This is a genomic window from Lysobacter enzymogenes, from assembly GCF_900106525.1.
Lineage (GTDB): Bacteria > Pseudomonadota > Gammaproteobacteria > Xanthomonadales > Xanthomonadaceae > Lysobacter > Lysobacter enzymogenes.
Genome location: NZ_FNOG01000009.1, coordinates 319,377 through 344,474, shown reverse-complemented (window position 1 = coordinate 344,474; position 25,098 = coordinate 319,377). Strand labels below are relative to the sequence as shown.

The 25,098-nt window shown below is 70.8% G+C and carries 23 protein-coding genes; 11 read left to right on the top strand and 12 right to left on the bottom strand.

Going from position 1 to position 25,098, the window contains the following annotated elements:
* Nucleotides 1-423: 423 nt before the first annotated feature.
* A complete protein-coding gene (locus BLU84_RS21760) occupies nt 424-1,773 on the top strand; it encodes an APC family permease (protein WP_074872052.1) in 1,350 nt (449 codons plus the stop codon).
* A 22-nt stretch (nt 1,774-1,795) separates the two neighbouring features.
* Here BLU84_RS21760 and BLU84_RS21755 read toward each other — a convergent pair whose 3' ends face one another.
* The 4 genes from BLU84_RS21755 to BLU84_RS21740 form a co-directional block, all read right to left on the bottom strand.
* Nucleotides 1,796-2,320: a DUF2569 family protein gene (locus BLU84_RS21755; protein ID WP_074872050.1), complete on the bottom strand. Its 525-nt coding sequence runs from the start codon at nt 2,318-2,320 to the stop codon at nt 1,796-1,798.
* A 78-nt stretch (nt 2,321-2,398) separates the two neighbouring features.
* On the bottom strand, nt 2,399-4,105 hold the full coding sequence (locus tag BLU84_RS21750; RefSeq protein ID WP_083382998.1) for a serine hydrolase domain-containing protein: 1,707 nt from the start codon (nt 4,103-4,105) through the stop codon (nt 2,399-2,401).
* Between the two features lie 109 nt (nt 4,106-4,214).
* On the bottom strand, nt 4,215-4,766 hold the full coding sequence (locus tag BLU84_RS21745; protein WP_074872047.1) for a DUF2569 family protein: 552 nt from the start codon (nt 4,764-4,766) through the stop codon (nt 4,215-4,217).
* A gap of 198 nt (nt 4,767-4,964) precedes the next feature.
* Nucleotides 4,965-5,255 carry a hypothetical protein gene (locus BLU84_RS21740; protein WP_074872045.1) on the bottom strand — a complete coding sequence of 97 codons (291 nt, stop codon included), beginning with the start codon at nt 5,253-5,255 and terminating at the stop codon, nt 4,965-4,967.
* Here BLU84_RS21740 and BLU84_RS21735 point away from each other — a divergent pair.
* From BLU84_RS21735 to BLU84_RS21725, 3 genes are read left to right on the top strand one after another with little or no spacing between them, the layout of a single operon-like run.
* The gene (locus tag BLU84_RS21735; protein WP_139175183.1) at nt 5,254-6,918 is read left to right on the top strand and encodes an efflux MFS transporter permease; all 1,665 of its coding nucleotides are present in this window, start codon (nt 5,254-5,256) and stop codon (nt 6,916-6,918) included. The genes BLU84_RS21740 and BLU84_RS21735 overlap by 2 nt on opposite strands.
* A 15-nt stretch (nt 6,919-6,933) precedes the next feature.
* Complete coding sequence (locus BLU84_RS21730) at nt 6,934-8,211, top strand: HlyD family secretion protein (protein WP_074872041.1); 1,278 nt, start codon at nt 6,934-6,936, stop codon at nt 8,209-8,211.
* Nucleotides 8,208-9,599 (top strand): efflux transporter outer membrane subunit, encoded by a 1,392-nt coding sequence (locus tag BLU84_RS21725; RefSeq protein ID WP_074872039.1) that lies wholly within the window; start codon nt 8,208-8,210, stop codon nt 9,597-9,599. Before BLU84_RS21730 ends, BLU84_RS21725 begins: the two co-directional genes overlap by 4 nt.
* Nucleotides 9,600-9,741: 142 nt before the next feature.
* Here the strand turns inward: BLU84_RS21725 and BLU84_RS21720 are convergent, their stop codons facing one another.
* The 8 genes from BLU84_RS21720 to BLU84_RS21685 form a co-directional block, all read right to left on the bottom strand.
* The gene (locus tag BLU84_RS21720) at nt 9,742-10,557 is read right to left on the bottom strand and encodes an aminoglycoside phosphotransferase family protein (protein WP_074872037.1); all 816 of its coding nucleotides are present in this window, start codon (nt 10,555-10,557) and stop codon (nt 9,742-9,744) included.
* A 919-nt stretch (nt 10,558-11,476) separates the two neighbouring features.
* Entirely contained in the window at nt 11,477-11,746 is a 270-nt protein-coding gene (locus tag BLU84_RS21715) for a hypothetical protein (protein ID WP_074872036.1), read from the bottom strand.
* A gap of 253 nt (nt 11,747-11,999) precedes the next feature.
* Nucleotides 12,000-12,383 (bottom strand): HU family DNA-binding protein, encoded by a 384-nt coding sequence (locus BLU84_RS21710; RefSeq protein ID WP_074872034.1) that lies wholly within the window; start codon nt 12,381-12,383, stop codon nt 12,000-12,002.
* A gap of 525 nt (nt 12,384-12,908) precedes the next feature.
* A complete protein-coding gene (gene zapE, locus BLU84_RS21705) occupies nt 12,909-14,018 on the bottom strand; it encodes a cell division protein ZapE (RefSeq protein ID WP_233431200.1) in 1,110 nt (369 codons plus the stop codon).
* Nucleotides 14,015-15,064 carry a lysozyme inhibitor LprI family protein gene (locus BLU84_RS27865; protein WP_074872032.1) on the bottom strand — a complete coding sequence of 350 codons (1,050 nt, stop codon included), beginning with the start codon at nt 15,062-15,064 and terminating at the stop codon, nt 14,015-14,017. The genes zapE and BLU84_RS27865 overlap by 4 nt, the downstream gene beginning before the upstream one ends.
* A 17-nt stretch (nt 15,065-15,081) precedes the next feature.
* Nucleotides 15,082-15,774 carry an alpha/beta hydrolase gene (locus tag BLU84_RS21695; RefSeq protein ID WP_074872028.1) on the bottom strand — a complete coding sequence of 231 codons (693 nt, stop codon included), beginning with the start codon at nt 15,772-15,774 and terminating at the stop codon, nt 15,082-15,084.
* A 260-nt stretch (nt 15,775-16,034) separates the two neighbouring features.
* Complete coding sequence (locus tag BLU84_RS21690) at nt 16,035-17,822, bottom strand: ExeM/NucH family extracellular endonuclease (protein WP_074872026.1); 1,788 nt, start codon at nt 17,820-17,822, stop codon at nt 16,035-16,037.
* 270 nt (nt 17,823-18,092) lie between these two features.
* The gene (locus BLU84_RS21685; protein ID WP_074872024.1) at nt 18,093-18,608 is read right to left on the bottom strand and encodes a c-type cytochrome; all 516 of its coding nucleotides are present in this window, start codon (nt 18,606-18,608) and stop codon (nt 18,093-18,095) included.
* Nucleotides 18,609-19,104: 496 nt separating this feature from the next.
* Here BLU84_RS21685 and BLU84_RS21680 point away from each other — a divergent pair, with 496 nt between their 5' ends.
* From BLU84_RS21680 to BLU84_RS21650, 7 genes are all read left to right on the top strand, one after another.
* A complete protein-coding gene (locus BLU84_RS21680; protein ID WP_074872021.1) occupies nt 19,105-19,521 on the top strand; it encodes a YjfI family protein in 417 nt (138 codons plus the stop codon).
* Entirely contained in the window at nt 19,518-20,282 is a 765-nt protein-coding gene (locus BLU84_RS21675; protein WP_074872019.1) for a PspA/IM30 family protein, read from the top strand. Before BLU84_RS21680 ends, BLU84_RS21675 begins: the two co-directional genes overlap by 4 nt.
* A 334-nt stretch (nt 20,283-20,616) precedes the next feature.
* Nucleotides 20,617-21,666, top strand: coding sequence for a potassium channel family protein (locus tag BLU84_RS21670; protein WP_074872017.1), 1,050 nt, complete (start codon nt 20,617-20,619; stop codon nt 21,664-21,666).
* A 33-nt stretch (nt 21,667-21,699) separates the two neighbouring features.
* Complete coding sequence (locus BLU84_RS21665; RefSeq protein ID WP_425479431.1) at nt 21,700-22,368, top strand: DUF2491 family protein; 669 nt, start codon at nt 21,700-21,702, stop codon at nt 22,366-22,368.
* Nucleotides 22,369-22,411: 43 nt separating this feature from the next.
* Nucleotides 22,412-22,819 carry a DUF350 domain-containing protein gene (locus BLU84_RS21660; RefSeq protein ID WP_074872012.1) on the top strand — a complete coding sequence of 136 codons (408 nt, stop codon included), beginning with the start codon at nt 22,412-22,414 and terminating at the stop codon, nt 22,817-22,819.
* Between the two features lie 8 nt (nt 22,820-22,827).
* Nucleotides 22,828-23,454: a DUF1190 domain-containing protein gene (locus BLU84_RS21655; protein WP_074872009.1), complete on the top strand. Its 627-nt coding sequence runs from the start codon at nt 22,828-22,830 to the stop codon at nt 23,452-23,454.
* A gap of 22 nt (nt 23,455-23,476) precedes the next feature.
* Complete coding sequence (locus BLU84_RS21650; protein ID WP_074872006.1) at nt 23,477-24,661, top strand: glutathionylspermidine synthase family protein; 1,185 nt, start codon at nt 23,477-23,479, stop codon at nt 24,659-24,661.
* Nucleotides 24,662-25,098: the final 437 nt, after the last annotated feature.

The following is a 25,098-nucleotide window of genomic DNA, read 5'->3' as shown; positions in this document are numbered from 1 at the left end:
GGGATGCGCCACACAGGCCATCCATGGCCTGGGTGGCGCACGGCGCGCGTCCTGCGCGCCGCCCTTCGGGTCTACGGTTGCCTGTGGCGAGTTCGGGGCGGCGGGGGGAGCGACGAGCAACGGCAAGGGCTAGGGCAACGGCAGCGTGAGTTCCGGCTTTTGTCGGCATGACGGGCTGGAGGTTGCGGGGCTTCGGACGTGGCTGCGTCGCTGCGGTTGTATTCCGGCTTTCTTCGGAATGACGGCGTGGCGGGTGCGAGGCTTCGGGAGTTAAGGTGGAGCTGCGTCGCTTCGGTTGACCGCGGCCGGTGCGAAGTCCGCCGGAACGCCGCCTCCCCAATGTATCCGCGTCCGCATGCGGCAACCGCCTCGCATTTCCGCGCCGCGCATGCGAGGCTGCGGCGGATCGCCGGGGAGTCGCTCATGAACGATGTCGCATCCGCCGTCCCGCACGCCAGCGCAGCGCCCAAGTCTCTGCACGGCGACGCCGCCCTGGTGCGCGCGCTCGGTCCGTTCCAGCTTGGCGCGTCCATCGTCAACATCATCGTCGGCGCCGGCATATTCATGTTGCCGGCGTTGTTGTATGGCCGGCTTGGGGCGAGTGCGCCGCTGGTGTTCGTGGCCGGGGCGCTGGCGATCGTGCCGATCGCGCTGTGCTTCGCCGCGGTCGGCAGCCGCGCCGCGGCCACCGGCGGGCCGTATACCTTCGTCGGCGCGGCGTTCGGGCCGTTTGCCGGGTTCCTGGCTGGGGCGTTGATGTGGGTGTGCAATACCTCTTCCAGCGCCGGCGTCGCCGCGGCGCTGGCCGAGCAGGCCGGCAACGCCTGGGCGGCGCTGCGCGAGCCGTTGCCGCGCGCGGCTTTCATCGCTGCGGTTTATGCGGCGCTGTTCGCGCTCAACGCGTTCGGGGTGAAGCTCGGCGCGCGCATGATCGTGCTGTTGGCCACGCTGAAGCTGGCGCCGCTGTTTGCGCTCGCCGGGCTCGGCCTGCTGTTCGTCGACTGGGGCCAGCTCGGCGCCGCGGCGTGGCCGGGCTGGGGCGCGCTGGGTTCGTCGATGGTGCTGGTGGTGTTCGCCTACTCAGGGATGGAAACCGCGCTGGTGCCGACCGGCGAAGTGCGCGACCCGTCGCGCCACGTGCCGCGCGCGACGCTGTCGGCGATCGTGCTGGTGGTGCTGCTGTACATCGGCATCCAGCTGGCCTGCCAGGCGATGCTCGGCGCGCGCCTGGACGGCAGCGGCGCGCCGCTCGCCGACGCCGCCGGCGCGTGGTGGGCGCCGGCGCACGGCCTGCTGCTGGCGACCGCGGGCGTGTCGATGGCCGGCTTCCTGATGGGCAACCTGTTCTCGTCCTCGCGCCTGTTGTTCGCGCTGGGCCGCGACGGCTACCTGCCGGCCGCGTTCGGCCGGGTCGACGCGCGCTACCACGTGCCGCGCACGGGCCTGCTGGCCCATGCCGGCATCGCCCTGGCGCTGGCGCTGATCGGCAACTTCGAGACCCTGGCGCTGATTTCCGGCGGCGCGATCTGCCTGCTGTTCGCCGCGGTCGCGGTCGCGGCCTGGCGCGCGCAGGCGCGCGACCTGCGCGGCGCCGGCGAACCGTTCCGCCTGCCCGGAGGCAGTTGGCCGATGCCGCTGCTGGCGGTGGCGGTGATGGCGGCGATCCTGGCGACGATGAGCCTGGCGCAGTGGCTGGCCATCGTCGTGTCGTTGCTGGCGCTGGTGGCCTTGTACGGCGTGCTCGCGTTGCGCCGGCGCGGGGTGGCGCGCTGATCCGGGCGCCGCGGCGCTCGGATCAGCGCGGGCGGGCGGAAAACGTATTGCGCACGCGTTCGGACTTCAGCGCGTAGGCGATCCAGCCGCCGTTCCACACCAGTCGCGCGGCGCACAGCAGCGATACGGACAAGACAGTTTCGGCGGGAACGGTCTCAACGGCGATCCAGAAGACCGCGGAGACGACGAGGTCGACGATCAGCCACGCGACGAATACGCGCGCAAACCATCGCGACCTGAGCCACAGCAGCGCCAGCACCGCCAATTTCACCAAGAACAGCGTGCCGCTGGTGGCCAGCAGGTACTGCGCCCGGATCAACCCGTCCCCGGTGGGGGCATGCGAGGAGCTCATCAGTATCAGGATCGCGGCGAACACCGCGGCCCCTGCTGCCAGCCACAGCAACAGTACGACCGCGAGCACCGCCAGCCAGCCGCCGAGTCCTTCGGGGCGCGGTCGCGGCGGTCCGAAGCCTGCGGGCGCGGGCGCGGCGTGGCCCTGCTTCGCCCCGGCGGCCGGCATGCGCCGGTAAGGATCCGCGTTGTTCATGTCCGTTGGCCCCCGTCCGCGTCCGTGTTCGCCGCGACAGCGGTCAAGATAACCGCTGCGCGTGCGTGCCGACCGGCCTCAGCGGCGCTGGCAGCGCAGGTCGCGGACCCGGCCGACGTCGAGCGACACGCTGTCGATCGCGCCGGCCGCGTCGCGCTTGAAGCGGAAGGTCACGCCGTCCTGGGTGAAGGTGTCGCGTTCCAGCGGGTCCAGCCGTTCCGGCGCGATGCGCGCGTCGTGCAGGTGCAGGGCGCCATCGATCGCGCTCAGGCGGTAATCGCGGCCGAGTTCTTCGCAGCGGTAATCGCCGGCATAGGCCGCCAGCGCCGCCGCGTCGGGCTTGAACTCGGGCAGCGCCTCGAACTCGACGCGCTCGCCGCCGGCCGACTGGATCAGCACGCGCGGGCGGCCGCGGCCGGGATCGCGGAAGCCCAGCGCCTGGATCGGGCCGCCGTCGACATCGAATTCGTCCTTGCCGACCGGCCGCATCGCGAAGCTGTCGCCGAAGGCGTGCAGTTCCAGTTCGCCCTCGTTCCAGGCGATGCGGCGCACGCTGCCGGTCTTGGGGTTGCGGTACGAGCCGGCCCAGCGCTGCATCGCCGCCGCCGGCATCGCCACCGTGGCGCGTTGCGCGGCTTGCGCGCCGGGCTCGGGCGGCAGGCCCAGCCACAGCTCGGCGGTGCGCTGGGCCAGGGTTTCGGGATCGGCGGTGGCCATGTTGCACAGCGTCGCCACCGACAGATGCCGCTGCGGATAACGCAGCAACTGGGCGCGGTAACCGCCCCAGGCGCCGCCGTGCTGGACGGTCTTGAGCCCGCGCTGTTCGCCGATCATCAAGCCCAGCGCGTAATCGATCGGCTCGCCGTTGACGAGCTTACCCGGCTGCTGCAGGCGCGCCAGCAGTGCGGCGTCGCCGACCACCGGGCGATAGAAATTCTCGTCCCAGCGTTGCAGGTCGGCGACCGTGGTCAGCACCGAGCCGTCGCCGACCTGGTCCCAGTTCGAAACATCGATGCGGTAGCGCTCGATCCCGCTGCGCGGCGGTTGGCCGGGGGCGGTTTCGGCCTTGCTGTAGGCGCTGGCGCGGCCGCGCACCGGCAGGGTGTGGTCGTCGCGGTAGCGGGTGTTGCGCATCCTTAAGGGTTCGAAGATGCGCTCGCGCGCGAACTGCGCCAGCGGCTTGCCGGACACGCGCTTTACCACTTCGGCGGCGAGGAAATAGCCGGTGTTGCTGTAGACGTAGTCGCTGCCCGGGGCGAAGTTGAGCGACTTCTGCCGCGACAGCAGGTCCAGCGTCTGCCGGTCGGTGCTGTAGTCGTCGTAGGCGATGCCGGACAGCAGTTGCAGCACCAGGTAATCGCGCAGGCCGCTGGTGTGCTGGAGCAGGTGGCGCAGGGTGATGGTCTGGCCGTAGTCGGGCAGCTCGGGCACGTACTTGCGCACGTCGTCGTCGAGCGACAGCTTGCCGTCGCGTTCCAGCAACAGCACCGACGCGGCGGTGAACTGCTTGGAGGTCGAGCCGATGTCGAACACAGTGTCGGCGCTAATCGGCACGCCCAGTTCCAGGTTGGCCTGGCCGTAGCCCTTGTGGAACGCGACCGCGCCGTCGCGGAACACCGCCATGCCGCAGCCGGGCGTGTCGGGGCGGTTCCACTGGGCGAAGATCCTGTCGGTGGCCGCTTCTAGTTCGGTCGATGCCGGTTCGGCCGGCGCGGGCGCGGCGGCAGCGGCGGCGCTGGCGACGGTCAACGCGAGCGCGACGGCGAGGGGACGCAAAGCAGGCATGGCGTGTCCTTACGGATGCGGGGCGCAGGCCGGCCACTATAGGCAGCGCGGCTGCGCGGCCTGCGTGGCGGAAGTCACGCAATCGCATCGCACGCCCGTGCGGACGCGCTCAGCCGCGGCGGGCGACGAAGGTGTTCTTCACCCGGTCGGACATGATGGCGTAGGCGATCCACGGGCCGTTCCAGAACAGCGCGCGCGCGATCACGGCGGCGATGGCCACGCCGAGGAAGCCGCCGCCGGTGGCCTGGGCCAGCAGGCCGTAGGCGACCGCCATCGCGACCAGGTCGACGCCCAACCAGGCCACGTAAGCGCGCGGAAACCATGGCGACTTCATGCCGTACAGCGCCAGCACCGCGAGGTTGAACACGAACATCGCGCCGCTGACCAGGACGAAGAATTGCAACGCGGCATGCTTGTTCGCGTCCAGCTCCGGCGAGGCCAGCATCAAGGTCAGGCCGGCGAGGTTGACGATGCCGTACAGCAGCGACCACGCCAGCATCACCGCCACCGCGATCAGCCAGCCGCCGCGGCCGACCGCCTCGAGGTTGCGCTCACTGCGCGAGGTGTTGAAGTGCAGCGGCGCGTCGCCGAGCTGCAGCGCGCCGCGCGCGGCGGGCCGGGCGGGATCGCGGCGATAGGGATCTTCTTCTGCCTCGCTCATGCCGTGTCCCCGGTGCGCGGCGGCGCCGGTTTCCCCACGAATCCGGCGCGGCCGCGTCGCCACGATAGCCGCAATGCGCTTGCCGTCACATCCCCGCGACGCCGTAACGGCAACATAGGCCGTCAGGGGAAAGCGGACTCGCACGGACAAGCCGGCCGCCTCGCGCGCGCTTGATCGTTGACCGTCCGCTGTTGCCTACTAACCCATTGCAACGCCAACGCATGCGGGAGCCGCGCGCCTGCAGATGGCCAGCACCGCCGCCACCGCCGTGTCCGATTCCTCCAGCATCGCCGCCGCCCGCACCGATTCCGCGAGGCCGGACGCGGCGGCCCTGCCGTCTTCCGCCTCCGTGCCCGCGCCCGGCCCGTTCTCGTCCGGCAAGCCGGCGTCCGCAGCGCCGTCCGCGGGCGCGCCCGCCGGCACCCTGCCGCCCGCCGCTGCGCCACCCGGCCCGCCGGCTGCGCCGACGCCGATGCCGCGCTGGCGCATGGCCGCATTCGTCGCGATCTCGCTGCTGCTCGGCCTGACCCAGAGCCTGGGCATGAACCTGGTCGCCTCCAACCTGCCGCAGGTGCAGGGCGCGCTGGGCGCGACCACGGCCGAGGGCGCGTGGCTGCTGACCGCCTACTTCGCCACCAACATCCCCGCCAGCCTGCTGCTGACCAAGTTCCGCCTGCACTACGGCCTGCGCCTGTTCGCCGATCTGGCCATCGGCCTGTTCGTGTTCGCCGCGATCGTGCACCTGGTCGCCAACGACCTGAGCTCGGCCATCGCTGCGCGCGCCGCGCTCGGCATCGCCGCCGCGCCGCTGAGCTCGCTGACCGTGCTGTACATGGCCGAGGTCTTCAGCGGCCCGAAGAAAGTGATCGGGCTGATGTTCGGCTTCGCCGCGCTGCAGACCGGCGCGCCGGTGTCGCGGATCATCGCAGAGAGCCTGTTCCTCAACGGCCAGTGGCACGGCGTGGTGATGTTCGAACTCGGGCTGGCGCTGGCCTGCTTCGCCGCGATAAACCTGCTGCGGGTCACCCCGGTGCCGCGCCAGCCGATGTTCGACGGCCTGGACATCGTCAGCTTCCCGCTCTACGCCAGCGCCATCGCCTTGTTCACCGTGGTGCTGACCCAGGGCCGGCTGCGCTGGTGGCTGGACACGCCGTGGCTGGGCGAATGCCTGGCCGCGGCGGCGCTGTGCGCGGGCTTGTTCGTGATCGTCGAGATCAACCGCTCCAAGCCCATGGTCAACCTGCGCTGGCTGCTGCACGGCGGCTACATGGTGCGGCTGGGGCTGGCGATCACGCTGTCGCGCATGGTGCTGTCGGAGCAGTCGGTCGGCGCGGTCGGCCTGCTCAACGTGCTGGGCCTGCTCAACGAGCAGATGCACACGTTGTTCTGGCTGGTGCTGCTGGGCACGGTCGGCGGCTTCGTGGTGACCTTGCTGTTCCTGCCCAAGCAGCGCTTCGACCTGCTCGGCTTGATCGCGGTGGCCATCGTCGGCGTCTGCGCCTACGTGGATTCGCACGCGACCAACCTGACCCGGCCGGAGAACTTCTACCTCACCCAGACCCTGATCGCGATGGCGGCCTCGATGTTCCTGGCCTCCTCGATCCTGCTGGCGCTGGTGCGCGTGGTCGCCGACGGGCTGCGCAACCTGGTCACCTTCATCGTCTTGTTCAGCACCACCAATGCGCTCGGCGGCCTGCTCGGCTCGGCGGTGCTGGGCACCTATCTGGCCCAGCGCCAGACCGCGCATTACCAACACCTGATGCAGCAGGCCACGCTGGCCGATCCGCAAGTGGCGCTGCGCACCCAGCAACTCGGCGGCGCGGTCGCGCGCGTGCTCGGCGACGGCGCGGCGCGCGCCAACCAGGGGCTGGTCTCGTTCAATCAGCAGGTCACCCGCGAAGCCTGGGTGCTGGCCTACAACGACGTGTTCCTGGCGGTGGCATGGTTGGCTGCGGCGGTGCTGGTGTGGGTGCTGCTGCTGAAGTGGCACCTGTGGCGGCGCGGGCACACCGTGGTGAGCTTCGCCTCGCAGGTGCCCGGGCCGTTCGGTCCGCCGGCTGCGGCGCCGCCGCCGGCGAACCGCGACGCCGCGGCGACGCCGCCTGCGCTGCAATCGCCGCCGGCCGCTCCGATTCCCTCTCCCGGCACCTGACCCGAAGGACGCCCCATGCCCCTGAAGACGCCCTTCAAATCCAAAGCCACCATGCCGGCGCTGCTGATCGCGCTGCTGGCCGTGCTGGTGATCCTCTACGCCTGGCGGCTGTGGCCGTTCTCCAGCGCGCGCCAGACCACCGAGAACGCCTACGTGCGCGGTAGCGTCACCGTGATCGCGCCCAAGGTCGACGGCTACGTCGCCCAGGTGCGAGTGCAGGACTACATGCAGGTCAAGGCCGGGCAGGTGCTGGTCGAACTGGACGCGCGCAACTACCGCCAGCGCGTCGACCAGGCCCGCGCCAACCTCGCCGCGCAGGACGCCAATCTCGCCAACTCCACCCAGGCCCAGCGCGTGCGCGAAGCCGCGGTGGCGAACGTGGAGGCGCAGCTCAAGGCGGCGCAGGCCAATCTGGCCCGCGCCCAGGCCGATATGCGCCGGGCCGAGGCGCTGGTCGGCGACGGCTCGCTGTCCAAGCGCGAGCGCGACCAGACGCTGGCGGCGTTGCGCCAGGCCGAAGCCTCGATGGGCCAGGCCCAGGCCGCGCGGCGTTCGGCCGACGAGGACGTGCGTTCGGTGATCGTCAACCGCGACGCGCTGAGCGCGGCGGTGGCCAACGCGCGTGCCGCGTTGAAGCTGGCCGAGATCGACTTGGCCAACACCCGCATCCTGGCGCCGCAGGACGGTCAGCTCGGCGAGATCGGCGTGCGCCTGGGCCAGTACGTCACCCCGGGCACCCAGCTGATGCAGTTGGTGCCGCACCGGGTGTGGGTGGTAGCGAACTTCAAGGAATCGCAGACCGCGGCGATCCGCCCCGGGCAGGCGGCGTGGTTCCGGGTCGACGCGCTCGACGGCAAGACCCTGCGCGGACGGGTCGAGCGGATTTCGCCGGCGACCGGTTCGGAATTCAGCGTGATCAAGACCGACAACGCCACCGGCAACTTCACCAAGGTCGCCCAGCGTTTGCCGGTGCGCATCGCGGTCGAGCCCGGCGACGGCGCCGGCGAGCGCGAACTGGCCGCGCGGCTGCGGCCGGGCATGTCGGTGGAGGCTACGGTCGATACCGCGAGCAAGATCGACGAAGCGGCGGTGCATCGCGCCGAGCAAGCCGCAGCGGCCGACGCCGCGCGCGATGCCTCGGTGCCGGCGCTGCAGGCCGACAATGGTGCGGGGGCGAAGGGCGGTGCGCCTGCGCCGGATGCGCCGGCGAGCGGCGCGCCATCGAGCAACGCACCGATGGGCAATGCGCCCGCGTACCGCGCGCCCGAGAACAGCGGAGCCGCGACCCGATGAGCCGCGCGCGCACCGCGATCCGCACCGCCGCGCTCGGCGCCGCCGCCGCGCTGCTCGGCGCCTGCGTAAGCGTCGCCCCGCCGCCGACCTTCGACGCGCCGCCCGCGGCCTGGCGCGACGCGCCCGGGGCAGGCGCCGCGGTGCAGCGCGACTGGTGGCGCGGCTACAACGACCCGGCGCTGACGCAACTGGTCGACACCGCGCTGGAACGCAACACCGACCTGCGTCTGGCCGTCGCGCGCGTGGCCGAAGCGCGCGCGCTGCTCGACGCGCAGGGCGCGCAGCAATGGCCGACGCTGGACCTGGCCGGCAGCGCCACGCGCTCGCGCAGCGTGAGCGCGGCGACCGGCCGGCCGAATCTATCGACCGTCAGCCAGCCGCAGTTCCAAGCCGCCTACGAAATCGACTTGTGGGGCCGTCTGAGCTCGCTGACTGAAGCCGCGCGCGCCAACCTGCTGGCCAGTCAGACCGGCGCCGACAGCGTGCGCCTGAGCGTCGCCGCGGCGGCCGCCTCAAACTACATCGGCCTGCGCGCCAGCGACGCGCGCCTGGACGTGGCGCGGCGCACCCTGGCTTCGCGCGAGAACGCGCTCAAGCTGGCCCAGCGCCGCTACGACACCGGCTACACCTCGCGCCTGGAGCTGGCCCAGGCCCAGGCCGAATACCGCGCCACCGCGCAGGTGGTGCCGCAGCTGGAGCTGGCGATCCGGCGCCAGGAAGACGCGCTGTCGGTATTGCTCGGCCGCGCGCCGCAGGCGATCGAACGCGGCAAGCCGCTGGTGCAGATCGCCGCGCCCGCGCTGCCGGCCGCCGGGGTGCCGTCGCAGTTGCTGCGGCGCCGTCCCGACATCGCCCAGGGCGAGGCGCAGATCGCCGCCAGCGACGCCAACCTCGCCGCCGCGCGCGCGCAACTGCTGCCCTCGCTGCGCCTGACCGGTTCGATCGGCAGCCTGGAATCGAGCCTGCTGCACGGCGATCCGATCCGGGTGTGGAGCGTGGGCGGCAGCGTGCTGGCGCCGCTGTTCAACGCCGGCCGCCTGCGCGCCGGCGTACGCGCCAACGCCGCGCGCCGCGACCAGGCGGTGCTGGGCTACCAGAAGACCGTGCTGACCGCGTTCGCCGAAGTCGAAGACGCGATGGCGGCGATCGCCCACTTGCGCGAGCAGCGCGACCAGGCGGTGTTGCAGCAACAGGCGCTGGCCGATGCGCTGCGCATCGCCCACAACCGCTACAACGAGGGCTACGCCTCGTACCTGGAAGAACTCGACGCGCAGCGCAATCTGTTCAATGCGGAGTTGACCGCGCTGCAGTTGCAGGGCGATGCGCTGACGGCGGAGGTGAATCTGTACAAGGCGCTGGGTGGCGGTTGGGAAGCGGCGGCGCAGTGAGGGGCGTGGCGATCTGAGCCGAAAGCCTCGGGCCTGAAGGCCCTCCCACAACAGCCGTCGGCCGCCGGCTTTCATCGCCGAGCCTCAGCTCCTGTGGGAGGGCCTTCAGGCCCGATGCCTTCCGCTCAGTTCGCTCGCCGCCTCAAACCCGATCCAACTCGTTCAACGCCTTGCCGATGATCGCGAATTCCTTGTCCGGTTGCTCCGCATCGCTGAGGAACCACGCCGCCGACAAGCCCTGGAACGCGACGATCCACTGCAGCATCCGCCGCCGTTCGATCCGCGCGCATTCGGTCACCACCGCCAGCCGGCGCTCGAAATTGCCGGGCGCCAGCGCGGTTTCGCCGTCGGGATCGGTGAACAGGTTGGCGTAGTCGAAGCCGCGTTCGCCCATCACCCGCTTGGGGTCGATCGCGATCCAGCCGCGCTCGGGGCCGGCGTCGAGCACGTTCTCGTGATGGATGTCGCCGTGCAGCGGCACGACTTCGCGCGGATCGTCGAACAGTTCCTGCGCGATCTCCCAACAGCGCCGCAGCACGCCGCCGTGGCTGGCCGCGTACACCGGCAGGTCGGCGAACCATTCGCGCAGCGTCGCCAGGCCCTGCGGCACCGGCTGCGCGCGCGGCGCATGCAGGCGCGCGACCGCGTCGCACAGGATCCGGGTGGCTTCTTCGTCCTGGCCGTTGCGCGCCATCTGCGCCAGCGAGCGCGGCCCGCAGGCGCGCTCGAGCAACAGCGTGCCTTCGCCGTCGTCGGCGTAGACGCGCGCGGCGCCGTCGCCGTCCCACCAGTTCATCAGCAAGCCGCCGCGCTTTTCTTCGGTCTCGCGCGCGATCTTGAGCATCGCCGGGCGGTCGCGATGGCGCACCGGCAGCAGGTCGCTGCTGTGGGTGTGGATGGGGGTGCCGTCGACGCTGAGGTTCCACAGCGCGAGGTGTCGGTCGTAAGGCGTCGTCATGCGCGAGGGGCGGTGGCGGCGGAACTATCGATATCGGGACGGATCGCTTGCGGGCAAGGGCGGGTTCGGCGACGAGATGTTTCTATGTGTAGTTCGATGCGGCGGGTTCGGGCAAAGCGTTTGTAGGCGCAGTGCGGGTCGCGTCTGCGAAAGCGTGGGTGTCGCGTTGGTTTCGTCTTCGTTTCGTTGTCGCGGTCGCGGCTTGCGCCGCTCCTACAGCCGGATACGAAACTGGCCGGAGACCCTGTAGGAGCGACGCAAGTCGCGACCAACCGCAGCGACGTAGCTCCGCCGAACTCACTCGAAGACCCGAAACTCCCACGCCGTCATTCCGGCGAAAGCCGGAACCCATTTTGATGTTGCTTGTGCTTGTCTCGTAGCAACGAGTGACGACCAGCCAACATCAACAGCTTCCGTCCGCAAGCGGCCGGGTCACTTTCTTTGTCTTGCCAAAGAAAGTAACCAAAGAAAGGCGCTTTCCCTGTTTTCGAATCAAGAGCCACTATGGTTCGGTGCTTTCGCAGGGATGCGCCACACAGGCCATCCATGGCCTGGGTGGCGCACGGCGCGCGTCCTGCGCGCCGCCCTTCGGGTCTCTATTTGCCTGTGGCGAGTTCGGGGCGGCGGGGGGAGCGACGGCAACAGCAACAGCAACGTTCGTTGCCGGCGATTGCGTAGATGGGGTCGTCGTAGGTGCGCTGTCGCGGTCGCGGCTTGCGCCGCTCCTACAGTCGGGTACGAAGCGATCCGCAGCCCCTGTAGGAGCGGCGCGAGCCGCGACCGCGACAATAGGCGTGCGCCGAAACTATGCAGTAAGCAAGAGGCGCCGACGAGGCTTCGCCTTCGCGCCGAAGCCGACGGATGGTCGGGCAAACGTGCCACAGAAAACCCGATACGGCAAAGTCGCGCCGCGAAAGAATCAGGGCGCTTCGGTTTCCTGCGCGGCTTCCTCGCGGTCCTTCAGCACCTGCGCGGCTTCGGCGTCGGCTGCCATGCGGTGGCGCAGCGATTTGCAGCGCTCAACGCCGGCGTCGGTCAGCGCCAGCGTGCCGTCTTCGTCGGCGTGCGCCAGCGCCGATTCGATCAGGCGTTCGCGCAAGGTGCGGGAGTGATCGTCCGGCGCGTGGCCGTGGTCGATACGCTGCAATACATCCAGCAAGGCCAAGTCTTCCAGGCTGATCGGATCCACTACACGACTCCACGGCGAATGCGCGCACTATGCCACGGCGCCCGCGCGCGGACAGCGTTAAACGCACGCTTCAGCCTGTTCATTTTCCGTCGCGGCATAGCGCCGGCGACGAGGGGCGATACGGGAACCGCCCGGCGCGGCATGCGGCTGCGCAGCGCGCCGCCGGACGGCGCAAACGCGAACGCCGCCCGAAGGCGGCGTCCGGCGAAGCAGACGTGCGATGCGGCGAGCCGAGGCGCGCCGCATCCGCAGATCAGAGCGCGGCGTCCTTGAGCTTCTTGAGCGGGCGCACCTTCACCTTGACGGTGGCCGGCTTGGCGGCGAACCACTGCTCTTCCTTGGTGAACGGGTTGATGCCCTTGCGCTTCGGCTTGGCCGCGACGCTGACGGCGGTGATCTTCAGGATGCCCGGCAGGGTGAACGCGCCGGCGCCCTTCTTGTTGATCGAGGCGTGCACGGCGCCTTCGAGCGCGCCGAGGATCGAGCGGACGTCCTTGGCGACGACGCCGGTGGCTTCGGCCAGGTGCGCGACCAGGCCCGACTTGCTCAGCACTTCCTTGATCGGCTTCGGAGCGGCGGTCTTGGCGGCAGCCTTCGGCGCGGCCTTCTTCTTTGCAGCGGTCTTTTTCGTAGCCATAGTGTTTTCCGGTAGTACGGCGTTGGATGGATGGGTTGCCTGGTTAACCCCTCGGCAAGGCGGAATGTAGGGCAAGCCCGCCGCGTCGCCAAGAGCTTTGGCGTAAAAAAATGCGGGTTTTTCAGTCGCGCGCGTCCGGTCGCGTCCGCGCGTGCGGGAAAAACCCCGCGCCGCGCCGGTTCCGGCGCCGCTGCGGCCGCGGCCGCGCGCGCCGGCGGGATGCAAAAAACCCCTTGAAAACAGCATGTTCGGCGATTCGTGCGGCGGCGCAGCGAAACTTTGCGCGCGCCGTTCGCGTGTGCCGGCCGCGGCTGCGGCGGCGATGCGGCGACATTCAGTCGCCGGCCGGCCCGAACGCGCGCGAAGCGCCGCGCAGGCGCGCGGTTGCGCGGCGATGCGCGGATGCCGGCGCGGTTGCGCGCGCCGGCGAGCATGCCGAACGGGCTGAAATGGAGCGGAATTCGCAGGAATGGAATGCACGCGATCTTCACGCCGCCGGCCGCGCGCGGCGGCCGCCGGCGCGGCTCAGCCGCGGTGCTCGCGCGCCAGGTATTCGGCCGATTGCATCTCGATCAGGCGCGAAGCGGTGCGCTCGAACGCGCCGGCCAGGCGCTCGCTGCGGTACAGCGCGGTCGGCGCGTCGGCGGCGGTGCACACCAGGTTGACGTGGCGGTCGTAGAACTCGTCGATCAGATTGACGAAACGCCGCGCCGGGTCGTCGTTGCGGCCGTCGAACAGCGGGATGCCGCCGAGCAGCACGGTGTGGTATTCGGTGGCGATCTCGATGTAGTCGCTGGCTGCGCGCGGGCCCTCGCACAGCGCGGCGAAGTCGAACCAGACGTGGCCGTCGGCGCGCGCGCGCACCGGGATGTCGCGGTCGTCGATGCGCAGCGGCCCGGATTCGGGCGCGCAGCCGGCCGCCAGTTCCTGCCAGCGCCCGGCCAGCCAGGTCTCGGATTCGGCGTCCAGCGGCGCGCGGTACACCGCGGTGCGGGTCAGCGCGCGCAGCCGGTAGTCCTGGTGGCTGTCGAGCAGCAGCACCTGGCAATGCGCCTGGATCTGCGCGATCGCCGGCTTGAAGCGGTCGCGCTGCAGGCCGTCGGCGTAGAGGTTGGGCGGGTCGATGTTGGAGGTGGTGACCAGGGTCACGCCTTCGGCGAACAGGCGCTCGAGCAGGCGCCCGAGCAGCATCGCATCGCCGATGTCGATGACGAAGAACTCGTCCAGCACCAGCACCCGCAGGCTGTCGCGCCATTCGCGCGCGATCTTGGCCAGCGGATCGCTCTGGCCGGCGTGGACGCGCAACTGGGCGTGGACCTCGCGCATGAAGCGATGGAAGTGGGTGCGGCGCTTTTCCTGGATCGGCAACTGCTCGTAGAACAGGTCGATCAGGAAGGTCTTGCCGCGGCCGACGCCGCCCCACAGGTACAGCCCGCGCACGCCGTCGCGCGGCTTGCCGCGCAGGCGGTCGAACAGGCCGGGCTCGGGCGCGGACAGCAGCTGCGCCTGGATCCGGTCGAGCTCGCGCAGGGCCGGATGCTGGGCCGGGTCAAAGCCCCAGTCGCCGCGGGCGACGCCGGCGGCGTAGGCCTGCGACGGCGTCGTCGCCGCGTCGTTGCGCAAGTTCGCGCTCACGGCCGCAGCACGCGGCCGCCGGCCGACATCAGCCGCACCGGCACCTGTTCCTGGTAGCCGTCCGACCACGCGTCGACCGCCGCCGGCAGCTTGCCGGTCCAGGCCGGGTCGGAGCTGTAGTAGCGCAGTTCGGCGTGGCCTTGCTTGTCTTCGCCGCGGATCGCCGCCCATTGGCGGCCATCGGCGGCCTGGATCAGCAGCGCGCGCATGTCGACCGCGACGCCGCGCACGTAGCCGTTGGTGACCTGGGCCTTGAGTTCGTCGTCGGCACGGGTGTCGGCGACGTCCATGCGTTCGACCAGCGCGTCGTAGTCGTCGCCCAGCAGCTTGCGCAGGCGCGCGTCGTCTTCGGGCTTGAGCACCACGCCCAGGTCGAGCAGGGTCCAGTGGGTGGTCGCCACCGCCGCCGGCAGGCCGGGCAGGTAGCGGCCGCTGAAGTGCACGCCCATGCCGGCGCCGCAGTCGCTGCCGGTGTGCTGCTGCTCGATCTGGATCTGGCGGTGGAAGCGGTGGAAGGTCAGTTCGCAGGCGGCGTTGTCGCCCTGGCCCTTGAACGCCATCTCGCTGTCGCCGGCCTTGCGCGCGCGGCCGGACAGCAGGCCGGTGTTGGCGCCGGAGCTGGCCTGCAGTTCCAGTTCGTAGCGGTCGTCGCCGGCCGGCTTGAGCGCGAGCGTGGCGGTGCCGTCGCTGCGGGTCCACTCGCCGCTCCAGTCGAACTTGCCCGACACCGCGGCCGGGCCGAGTTCGGTCAGGCGGCCGACGTAGGCCATGCGCAGGCAGCGCAGTTGGCCGTCGCAGCGGTCGCGCTCGCGCAGCCAGGCCTGCTGGTCTTTCTTGAGTTCGCCGCGGTAGTCGCTGGCCTTGCGCGCGGTGGCGTAGGCGGCGGCGAGGTCGCTGTCGCGCTGGCGCAGCACCGGGTCGGCGCAGATGGTCTGTTCGTTGCGGTTGGCGGCCTTGGCGCAGTCGATGCCGGCAGCGGCGGCCGGCAGCGCGGCCGCGACGAGCGCGGCGGCCAGCGGCAGCGCCAGGCGGGGGGAGAGGCGCATGGGGGAAGCGTCCTGGGTCAGGCGGGCGTCGCGTCGCCGGCGTCGTCGATAGGCGGCGGCAGGTGCGCGCGCACCGAGTTCTTGATCGCGCCGCGCAGGTCGATCAGGCGGCGATGGAAGAAATGCGAGGTGTCGGGCATGCGCACCAGTTCCGGCGGCTGGCGCAGGCCGGCGATCCAGGCGTAGACCGCCTCGGGATCGACGATCTCGTCGGCCTCGCCCTGGATCACGATCCACGGATAGCCCGACGGCGGGGCGATGCGGTCGAAGTCCCAGCGTCCGGCCGGCGGCGCGATCGACAGCAGCAGCCGCGGCCGCAGTTCGTCGGCCATGCGCAGCGAGACGTAGGCGCCGAAGCTGAAACCGGCCAGCCACAGCTGCGCGTCGGGGCGCTGCGCGCGCACCCAGGCGGCGACCGCGCGCAGGTCGTCGCACTCGCCTTCGCCCTGGTCGAACTGGCCCTGCGATTGGCCGACGCCGCGGAAGTTGAAGCGCACCGTGGCCGCGCCGCATTCGCGCAGCGAGCGCGCGGCCATGGTCACGACTTTGTTGTGCATGGTCCCGCCCTCGGTCGGCAGCGGGTGGCAGACGATGGCGACGATCGGGCGCGGCGGCGCTTCGGGCGCTTCCACGATCGCCTCGATCGCCCCGGCCGGGCCGGCCAGGGTCAGCGCGGCGCTCGCATCGCTGGGAAAGGCGGGGGTGGTCATGCCGCGCATGATACGGGGCGGCGCGGACCGGGTGTTACGACGGCGTGTGCGCGGCGATGGCGGCCAAGGCGGGCAAATCGGCGCGGTGCGGGTGGTGGGGTCGGTCGCGTCGGAGCGCAAGGCGTCGGGCCTGAAGGCCCTCCCACAAAACAGCGCCCTCCAAGAGGGCCTTTGGATAAGAGCAGGCCTGCTCACAGGAGCATCGGCTCTTGTGGGAGGGCCTTCAGGCCCGACGCTTTGCGCTCCGATCGCAGCGCGCCTTACCGCGGCATCAGATCGAAGCCCAGCAGCACCGGATCGTGATCGGAGCTGCGCCAGGGCCCCGCGCCGCCGTCGCGGTAGCCGGCGCTTTCGGGTTCGTCGGCGTTGGTGTGCCATTCGGCCGCACCGCGCAGCGTCGCCGCCAGCGCCGGCGACAGCAGGGCGTGGTCGAGGCGGCCGAGTTCGCCGTCGTAGACGTAACTGTACGGCGCGGCGACCTTGGCCGCGGCGAACGCGTCCTGCCAGCCGGCCGCGTAGAACTCGCGCATGGGTTGCTCCTGGGCGTAGGCGTTGAGGTCGCCGACGATCATCGTGAGCTGGCCGCCGCTGCGGGTCGGGTCGGTCTTCAGCCAGGCATCCAGGCGCCGCGCCGAATCGCTGCGCAGCGCGTTCCAGCACGACGCGCCGTCGCCCTGGTCGCGGTCGGCGCCTTCGGCGTCGCGGCAGCCCTTGGATTTGAAATGGTTGGCCGCGACCACGAACGCCGGCCCGCGCCGGCCGCCGGCGCCGAGGGCTTCGAAGGCCTGCGCCATCGGCACCCGCGAATGCGGGCCGAACGGGCCCTGGGTCAAGGTCGCGGCGAGACCGCGCGCGGCCACGCGCTGGCCGCGGTAGATCAGCCCGACCCGGATCACGTCGCCGCCGGGGCCGCGCGTATCCAGCGCGCACGGCTGCTTGCACGGCGCGGCGAAGCGCCAGTCCTGGGCGCCGCCGTCGGCGGCGTCGGCGCGGTCGAGCGCGGCGACCAGCTGGGCCAGGGTGGAGTCGGGGCCGTAGCCGTCGTTCTCCAGCTCCATCAGCGCGGCCACGTCGGGGTTCATGGCGTGGATGGTCTGCACCAGCTTGGCCAACTGGGCCTTGAACTCGGCTTCGCTGCGCGCGCCGCGCGGGGTCGGGAAACCGCCGCCGCGGCCGTCGCCGTTGAACAGGCTTTCCAGGTTGAACGAGGAGATGCGCAGGCTGCCGTCGACGCGCGGCGGCAGTTGCGGGCGCGGCGCCGGCTGCAGCGCCGGCGCGCGCTCCAGGCACAGGCCCGGGCGGCCGTTGCGCGGCAGGGCGATGCCTTCCAGCGCATCCAGACGGCTGCCGCTGCGCGCGCCGAACGCGGCGTCGCCGAGCGCCTCGCCGCTGAGCACCAGGCGCCGGCGCAGGTTGTCGGCGGCGATCGCGCGCGCGGCGTCGCTGCCCGGCGTGGCGCGTTCGCCCGGTTGCCACAGCGGGCCGTCGAACGAGGCTTCGACGGTGCCGCGTTGGCGGTCGCGGTCGGCCAGGGTCAGCGGCACGCCGATGCGCACGCGCATGCCGGCCAGCGCGTTCCAGTCCGGCGCGGCGGTCACCGCGGTCGGCGCCAGCGCGCGCAGGCGCCGTTCCAGGGCGCGCTCGCGCAGCGGCTCGACCTGGGCGGCGTCGAGCGCCAGCAAGCTGTCGGCGCGGCCCTTGCCGGCGGCCGGCAGCTCGGCGCGGCGCAGGTTGCCGGTCGCCACGACGGTCTGGCCCGGGGCCAGCGCGGCCGCGGCCGGGCCGAGCAGCCAGATCGCGTCGGAGGTGGCGGCGTCGCCGTCGCCGGCGTCCTGCAGCAGCCAGCCCGGCTGGCCGTCGGCGCCGGGCAGCGCGGCGGTGACCACGCCGGCCACGCGCACCGGCGCGGCGGCGGCCGGCGCGCGTTGCAGCGTGCCGATCGCGACCGTGCCCGCGCCGGCCGCGCTGCGCTCGGCGTGCGGCGCGCTGGCGCAGGCCGCCAGCAGCAGGCAGGGCGCGAAGGCGAGGGCGGGGCGGATGCGCGTCATGGCGGGCTCGGCGTGGCGGAAAGAGCGGCCATTATCCGCAGCTGCGTTGCGGGCCGTCGTGTGCCGTCTGGCGGCATCGAGGGCGGGGACGCGGGCGGGACGGGGCGCCGGGCCGGCGCAGGGCCGCGTTCGCGCGCGCAGGCGCCGGCGTAGGCGCGCGCGGCGCGAAGGCTGCGGACACGAAAACGCCGCCCGCAGGCGGCGTTCTCGTATCGGTGCGGGCGCGGTCGGCGCGGGCCAAGCCCGCGGCGGCCGCCGGCTCGCCGCGGCTTACTTGATGTTGTCGAGCATCCAGTCGACCGTCGCGCTGACCTGTTCGTTGGTCAGGGCCGGGTTGCCGCCCTTGGCCGGCATCACGCCGGAGGTGCCGGTGAAGCCCTCGATGGCGTGCTTGTGCAGGGTGTCCTTGCCCTTGGGCAGGCGCGCCGCCCAATGCGAGGCGTCCAGGGTCGGGGCGCCGCCGGAGCCGGACTTGTGGCAGCCCGCGCAGAGGCTGTCGAAGATCACCTTGCCGTCCTTGGTGCCGCCGTAGGCGACCTGCGAGGCGGCCTTGGCCGCCGCCGCGGCCACCGCCGCCTGCTGCTCCGCCGCGCCGGTGGCGCCGGCGTAGACCGCGCCGGTCGGCGCGATGCGGTTTTCGGTGCGCTGGGCCGCGCGCGGATCGATTTCCTGCGGCAGCTGCTTGTGGACGAAATAGGCCGCGATCATCAGGCCGAGGGTCACCAGCATCAGGAAGCCGATCACCATCGAGAATTTCTTCAGGAATTCCAGGTCGTAATTGCGCACGGTCCACCTATTGCGTGCGCCCCCGCCGGGGGCGCATCGAGCCATCGACGTGGCCGCCACCGGGGTTCGGCGCGACCGCTGCACGGACCCGCCCTAGGACGGTCCGCCCTCCGCCGGGTCGGGCGGATTCGCGGGCCGGGAATGCCGGTCGGGTAGTTCCGCCGGACAGTTTAGCCCAAAGCCCGGCCTGCGCGGATCGTCGCGGACCGGCCCGGCGCACGGCGCGCAAACGCCCGCCGCCGTTGGGTTTGCGCCATCCTTGGGTGGGCGGGGCGACGACTTGTGCGGCTTGCGCCGGCCCGCGGGCGCCCCTATAACCTTCCCGTTCCATGAGCACGGTCACGGACGATGATCGCGGCGAGCCAGGACGCGCGGCCCGCGCCGTGCCTTCGCGATCCGCACGCGCCGCGCTTTCCGAGCCAGCTGTATCAAGGCCCGCTTGAGCAAGGCTGGCTTTGGCAAGGCTTCCCAAGGACACCCCACAAGGACCGCCCGTATGTCCCGCTGGACCACGCAAGAACTGATCACCCGCCTGCAGGCCACCTTCGGCGCGCAGAACGTCGAGGAAGTGCCCACCGCCGACGGCGCGATCCAGGTGACCCTGCCCGAGAGCGGCGACCTGGGCATCACCATCGCCCTGACCGACCGCGAGATCTTCGTCTCCACCCCGCTGGTCGAGTCCAGCCAGGTGCGCGACGCGCACGGCTTCAACGAGGCCTGCCTGCGCCTGAACCCGATCAACCCGCTGTCCAACCTGGGCCTGACCACGATCAACGAGCGCGACGTCTACATCGTGTTCGGCGAGATGGCGCCCGACTCCAGCGCCGAGCAGATCGAGCTGGAAATCCGCACCCTGGCCGACAACGCGATCGACGCGGTGGAAGCCCTCAAGTCCTACCTGGTGAGCGCATGAGCATCCTGCAGAAAATCCTGACCCTGTTCCGCGGCACCGCGCACGAGGCCGGCCAGGCCGTGGTCGACGCCAACGCGCTGAAGATCCTCGACCAGGAGATCCGCGACGCCGGCACCGAGCTGGCGCGGTCCAAGGAAGAGCTGACCAAGGTCATGGCCCAGCGCCAGCTGCAGGCCAACCGCAGCAAGGACCGCTTCGCCAAGAAGGCCGAGTACGAGACCTACATCGCCGGCGCCCTGCGCCAGGGCAACGAACAGCTCGCGCGCGAGGTGGCCGAACGCCTGGCGACGGTCGAGACCGACCTGAAGAATGACGAGCAGGCCATCGCCAGCTACGACAACAGCATCAACCAGTTGAAGACCGCGATCACCGCCACCGAGCGCAAGCTGGCGCGGGTCAAGCAGCAGGTCGATACGGTCAAGGCCACCGAGGCGGTGCAGCGCGCGCAGACCGCGGTCGCCTCGCGCCACTCCGGCGCCAACGGCAAGGTCACCACCGCGCTGGATTCGCTCGAGCGCATCCAGCAGCGCCAGGCCGAGCGCGGCGCGCGCCTGGAAGCGGCGGCGCAGCTTGAGTCCGAAACAGGCGACGGCGATCTGAACAAGCGCCTGGAAGCGGCCGGCCTGCTGCCGGAATCGACCAGCGTCGACAACATCCTGGAACGCTTCCGCGAGAAGCCGGTGCAGCAGCTGAGCCACGAGCCGCTGTCGCTGCCGGCGGTGGAAGTGAAGGAAACCGACAAGGTCGAGCGCAAGGATTGAGGCCGCCGTGCGCGGCGGCGGCCGTGGGTCGCCGCTGCGCAGCGTTTGCGTGGGCGTAGGACGTGGACGTTGCGGCGCGACGGGAGTTGCGATGTAGCTTGGTTGTCGCGGTCGCAGCTTGCGCAGCTCCTACAGTCGGATACGAAACCGGCCGCAGCCCCTGTAGGAGCTGCGCAAGCTGCGACCGCGACAACCCAACTACGGCGAACCGAACCCCGCCTATCGCCCCCCGGCGTGCGCCGGCCGTCGATGAACGACACGGACCGGCGCACGCAGCGCCGTCGCCGGAGGAAAAGGATTTGAAGCAGCGCACGCCACGCCGCGGACCGGCGCCATGATCGTCCTGGGCAAGCTCTACCGCAGCCTTCGCGGGCACCTGCGCCGGATCAGCTGGGGCGTGGTCGCGCTCGCGCTGGCCGTGCACATGTCGGCGACCTGGCTGCTGCTGGCCTGGGCCGGCGAGCACAAGCTGCTGGGCTGGGATGCGTTCGTTTATTACTACGTGACCACGGCCAGCACCATCGGTTACGGCGATCTTTCGCCGGGCAGCGCCGCCGGGCGCTGGGTCGCGGCCTTGTTCGTGATGCCCGGCGCGATCGCCCTGTTCGCCTCGATCCTGGCCAAGACCAGCGCCGGCCTGCTCAATTTCTGGAGACGCCATCAGGTGGGCAAGATGAGCTACGACGACCTGTGCGGCCACACCGTGCTGATCGGCTGGCACGGCCGCGAATCGCAGCGGCTGGTGCAGTTGCTGCTGGCCGATTCGCATACCGACGACGAAGGCATCGTCCTGGTCGCCGAGGGTGTGGCCGAGAATCCGCTGCCGGACCAGATCCGCTTCGTCGCGGTCGATTCCTACGCCGACTGCGGCGAGTACGCGCGTGCCGCGCTGGGCGGCGCGGCGCGGGTGATCGTGCACGCGGCCGACGACGACCGCTCGCTGGCGGCGGTGTTCGCGGTGATGGCGCACCGCCCGGCCGCGCACATCGTCGCCCACTTCGAATCCGAGGCGGTGGCGCAGCTGGTGCGCAGCCATTACCCGCATGTGGAATGCACGCGGCCCTTGCACGTGGACGTGATCGCGCGCGCCGCCCAGGACGCCGGCAGCTCGCTGGTGGCCGGCGAATGGCTCGGCGCGGGCGGCCCGACCCAGTTCAGCCTGCAGGTGCCAGAAGCCGCTGCGCCGGTGCGCGCGGGCCTGCTGGCGGCGGCGTTCCGCAAGGAAGCGGCGCTGTGGATCGGCTACCGCGACGGCCGCAACGCCGCGCCGATACTCAATCCGCCCGATCATGTCGAGATCGCGCCAGGTACTTTGTTGTATTACCTTGCCGACGCGCGCATCGACGGCGCGCGCCTGCCGTGGGCCGCGCTCGCGGCGGCCTGAAGCGGCGCACACGCACAGACGAACGACGAGGTCATCGCGATGGGTTGGTTGGACGGATTGTTCGGCGGCAAGAAGCGCGAGGACGCCAAGCCGGCGCTGCCGTTCGCGCACGAGCTGCCGCTGGGGCTGCGCATCAACGGGCGGGTCGCGTTCGACACGCTGACCTTCCGCGCCAACCCGCAGGCCTGGACCCTGCGCCTGCCCGAGGGCCACCAGGGCATTCCCTGCTATGGTCACATCGACCTGGGCGGCGGCCATGCCCTGCATCGCTTCTATCTCGACGACGACGCCTACCTGCAAATCAGCACCGCCAACGGCCAGGTCGAGGGCATCAAGGCTTTCGTCTTCAACGACACGGTGAACCCGCCCGACCAGGCCGCATTCAGGCGCTTCATCCACGAACACCCGCACCTGGGCGCGGCGTCGATCGAATACGCCGGCCGCACCTGGTACCGCGAGTTCGGCGACGGCGTGGCCGAGAAAGTGCCGCCGGTGGTCTACGACGAGGTGCTGTACCGGCACGACCCGCCGCGGCGCGACGACGACCTGACCCATTACGCCATGCTGTACCGGCGCGAGATTCCCGAGCTGGAGCGGGACGAATTCCTCTTGGTCACCGCCGAGGACTACGGCCCCAGCGAATTCGTCGTCACCTACGCGCTCGGCATCGACCTCAACACCGCCGATCTCGACATCACCTAAGCGCCCGCACCGCAAGCGCCCGCATTCGATAAGGACTCATCCCATGGACGCACCGATCAACGCCCACAGTTTCCTCAACTTCCTCGCCTACGCCGGCACCGGCATCGGCGTGCTGATCCTGGCCGCGCTGGCGGTGTCGATGATCACCCCGCACCGCGAGCTGAGCCTGATCCGCTCGGGCAACGCCGCCGCCGCGACCGGCTTCGCCGGCACCCTGGTCGGGCTGGCGCTGCCGCTGCATTCGGCGATCTCCAATTCGGTCAGCCTGATCGATGCGGCGATCTGGGGCGCGGCGGCGGTGGTGGTGCAGGTGTTCGCCTACCTGATCGCGCGCCTGGTCGCGCCGAAGCTGTCGCAGCAGATCACCGACGGCCAGGTCGGCGCCGGCGTGTTCTATGCCGGCGTGTCGGTCAGCGTCGGCCTGATCAACGCCGCCGCCATGACCCCGTGAGCGATGCCATGACCACGAACGCCCACGACAACGCGCCGCGCGGCAAGCGCTCGCGCAATCTGCGCCTGGTGCTGATGGCGGTGGCCGCGCCGGCGATGCTGGCCGGCTGCGACGACGATCCCAGCGGCAAGATCCTGACCTCGCGCGAAGAATGCACGGTGCAGACCGAGATCTCGCGCGAGGAATGCGAGAAGGCTTATTCGCAGGCTTTGGTCGATCACGAAAAGCTCGCGCCGCGGTTCGAGAGCGAGCAGGAGTGCAACCAGCAGTTCGGCGCCTGCACGCCGCTCAATGGAGCGGCCGCCGGCGCTCAGCCGACCTACATCCCGCCGATGACCGGCTTCCTGCTCGGCTACGCGGCCTCGCAGCTGATGAGCGGCGGCAATCGCTACTACCACGTCGGCGGCGTGTCGCCGCTGTACCGCGATTACCGCAGCGGCGGCTACCGCAAGCCCGACGGCCGCGAGATCAGCACCTACAGCGGCACCGTCTACGGCAAGAAGGCCGGCGATACCGCGTTGCCGGCGCGCGCGGTCACCGTTTCGCGCGCGGGCTTCGGCTCCAGCGCCGCGGCGCGCGGCGGCTTCGGCCGCAGCAGTTCCAGCTCCAGCAGCAGCCGCGGTTTCGGCGGTTGATCCTCCACTTTCGCGAGCGCGCATGAAACGCATCGTCGTACCCGAACGCCCGGACTGGCGCGAACAGGCCGAGTCGCTCGGTTTCCGTTTCCACACCATCGACGGCGCGCCGTACTGGGACGAGCGCGCCTACTACGCGTTCGGCCTGCGCCAGATCGAAGACGACATCGAGCAGCCGACCCAGGAACTGCACGACATGGCGATGGCCCTGGTCGACGAGGTGGTCGGCTCGGAGCAGTTGCTGGAGCGGCTGGCGATCCCGCGCGAGTACTGGGACTGGATCGCCGATTCCTGGCGCCGCGGCGAGCCGCACCTGTACGGCCGCATGGACCTGGCCTACGACGGCCGCGGCCCGGCCAAGCTGTACGAACTCAACTACGACACGCCCACGTCCTTGTACGAGGCGGCGTATTTCCAGTGGCTGTGGCTGGAGCAGAGCATCGCCCGCGGCGTGTTCGGCGAGGGCAGCGACCAGTACAACCGCATCCAGGAACTGCTGATCGAAACCTTCGGCGCGCTGGCGCGCGACGGCCGCATCGCCACGCCGGTGCACTTCGCCGCGGTCGAAGGCTCGCTCGAAGACCAGGGCACGGTGCGCTACCTGCGCGACTGCGCCGAACAGGCCGGCGTGGACACGCTGGAGCTGAGCATCGAAGGCATCGGCCTGAGCCGCGAAGGCTATTTCACCGACGGCGACGACCGGGTCATCCGCACCTTGTTCAAGCTGTACCCGCTGGAGTGGATGTTCGCCGAGGAATACGGGCCCAAGCTGGCCGGATCGCGGGTGCAACTGATCGAGCCGGCGTGGAAGGCGATCCTCAGCAACAAGGGCGTGCTGCCGTTGTTGTGGCAACGCCACCCCGGCCATCCGAATCTGCTGGAAGCGCATTTCGAAGACACTGCCGCCGAACTGGCGCCGGGCTGGGTGCGCAAGCCGCTGTTCTCGCGCGAGGGCGCCAACATCGAGCTGGTCGGCCTGGACGGCGAGCGGCTGCGCAGCGATGGCCCTTACGACGACGGCCCGACCATCCGCCAGGCGCTGTATCCGCTGCCGCGCTTCGACGGCGCCGACGGCGAACCGAACTATCCGCTGATCGGCAGCTGGGTGGTGGCCGACCAAGCCGCCGGCATGGGCCTGCGCGAGGACGTCGGCCCGATCACCCAGGACAGCTCGCGCTTCGTGCCGCACGCCATCGTTGAGGAGTGAGCGCGCGGCGCCGCTTCGGTGAGCGCCGCGCAACTTCGATATCCCTTGTTGGCGGCGCGCGCTCGACGCAGCGCTTGCCGCCCGATTGCGTGGCTCATTCGCTGCCGCTGCAGCGTCGCGCTATGTGGCTTATGTGTGCATGAAGTTGTAAGGCGCTGTGCATGTGGCCGCAGCGCGCGTGCGCGCTGCGATTTGGTTGCGAAAGAAACCGCGTTGTATCCAGATCGCACTTCGCGAATCGTGCCGATGCGATGAACGTTTCCGCGTCATATGACGAATGCGGAAACTGCGAAACGTCCCCGCAATTTTCCGCGCGATTCGCGCTTGCGCGTCGCCGCCGCCGCGCAGGCGCCCGCCCAAGATGACCGCGACGGCGCATGACGCCGCCACGGTTCGCCGGCCGCACCGGCGTTTGCATCACTTCGAGGGGAAAACGC

Excerpts from the sequence above, each read along its gene's own strand:
- BLU84_RS21760 (WP_074872052.1), top strand. The coding sequence starts at position 424 with ATGAACGATGTCGCATCCGCCGTCCCGCACGCCAGCGCAGCGCCCAAG.
- BLU84_RS21755 (WP_074872050.1), bottom strand. The coding sequence starts at position 2,320 with ATGAACAACGCGGATCCTTACCGGCGCATGCCGGCCGCCGGGGCGAAG.
- BLU84_RS21750 (WP_083382998.1), bottom strand. The coding sequence starts at position 4,105 with ATGCCTGCTTTGCGTCCCCTCGCCGTCGCGCTCGCGTTGACCGTCGCC.
- BLU84_RS21745 (WP_074872047.1), bottom strand. The coding sequence starts at position 4,766 with ATGAGCGAGGCAGAAGAAGATCCCTATCGCCGCGATCCCGCCCGGCCC.
- BLU84_RS21735 (WP_139175183.1), top strand. The coding sequence starts at position 5,254 with ATGGCCGCATTCGTCGCGATCTCGCTGCTGCTCGGCCTGACCCAGAGC.
- BLU84_RS21740 (WP_074872045.1), bottom strand. The coding sequence starts at position 5,255 with ATGCGCCAGCGCGGCATCGGCGTCGGCGCAGCCGGCGGGCCGGGTGGC.
- BLU84_RS21730 (WP_074872041.1), top strand. The coding sequence starts at position 6,934 with ATGCCCCTGAAGACGCCCTTCAAATCCAAAGCCACCATGCCGGCGCTG.
- BLU84_RS21725 (WP_074872039.1), top strand. The coding sequence starts at position 8,208 with ATGAGCCGCGCGCGCACCGCGATCCGCACCGCCGCGCTCGGCGCCGCC.
- BLU84_RS21720 (WP_074872037.1), bottom strand. The coding sequence starts at position 10,557 with ATGACGACGCCTTACGACCGACACCTCGCGCTGTGGAACCTCAGCGTC.
- BLU84_RS21710 (WP_074872034.1), bottom strand. The coding sequence starts at position 12,383 with ATGGCTACGAAAAAGACCGCTGCAAAGAAGAAGGCCGCGCCGAAGGCT.
- BLU84_RS27865 (WP_074872032.1), bottom strand. The coding sequence starts at position 15,064 with ATGCGCCTCTCCCCCCGCCTGGCGCTGCCGCTGGCCGCCGCGCTCGTC.
- BLU84_RS21695 (WP_074872028.1), bottom strand. The coding sequence starts at position 15,774 with ATGACCACCCCCGCCTTTCCCAGCGATGCGAGCGCCGCGCTGACCCTG.
- BLU84_RS21690 (WP_074872026.1), bottom strand. The coding sequence starts at position 17,822 with ATGACGCGCATCCGCCCCGCCCTCGCCTTCGCGCCCTGCCTGCTGCTG.
- BLU84_RS21680 (WP_074872021.1), top strand. The coding sequence starts at position 19,105 with ATGTCCCGCTGGACCACGCAAGAACTGATCACCCGCCTGCAGGCCACC.
- BLU84_RS21675 (WP_074872019.1), top strand. The coding sequence starts at position 19,518 with ATGAGCATCCTGCAGAAAATCCTGACCCTGTTCCGCGGCACCGCGCAC.
- BLU84_RS21670 (WP_074872017.1), top strand. The coding sequence starts at position 20,617 with ATGATCGTCCTGGGCAAGCTCTACCGCAGCCTTCGCGGGCACCTGCGC.
- BLU84_RS21660 (WP_074872012.1), top strand. The coding sequence starts at position 22,412 with ATGGACGCACCGATCAACGCCCACAGTTTCCTCAACTTCCTCGCCTAC.
- BLU84_RS21655 (WP_074872009.1), top strand. The coding sequence starts at position 22,828 with ATGACCACGAACGCCCACGACAACGCGCCGCGCGGCAAGCGCTCGCGC.
- BLU84_RS21650 (WP_074872006.1), top strand. The coding sequence starts at position 23,477 with ATGAAACGCATCGTCGTACCCGAACGCCCGGACTGGCGCGAACAGGCC.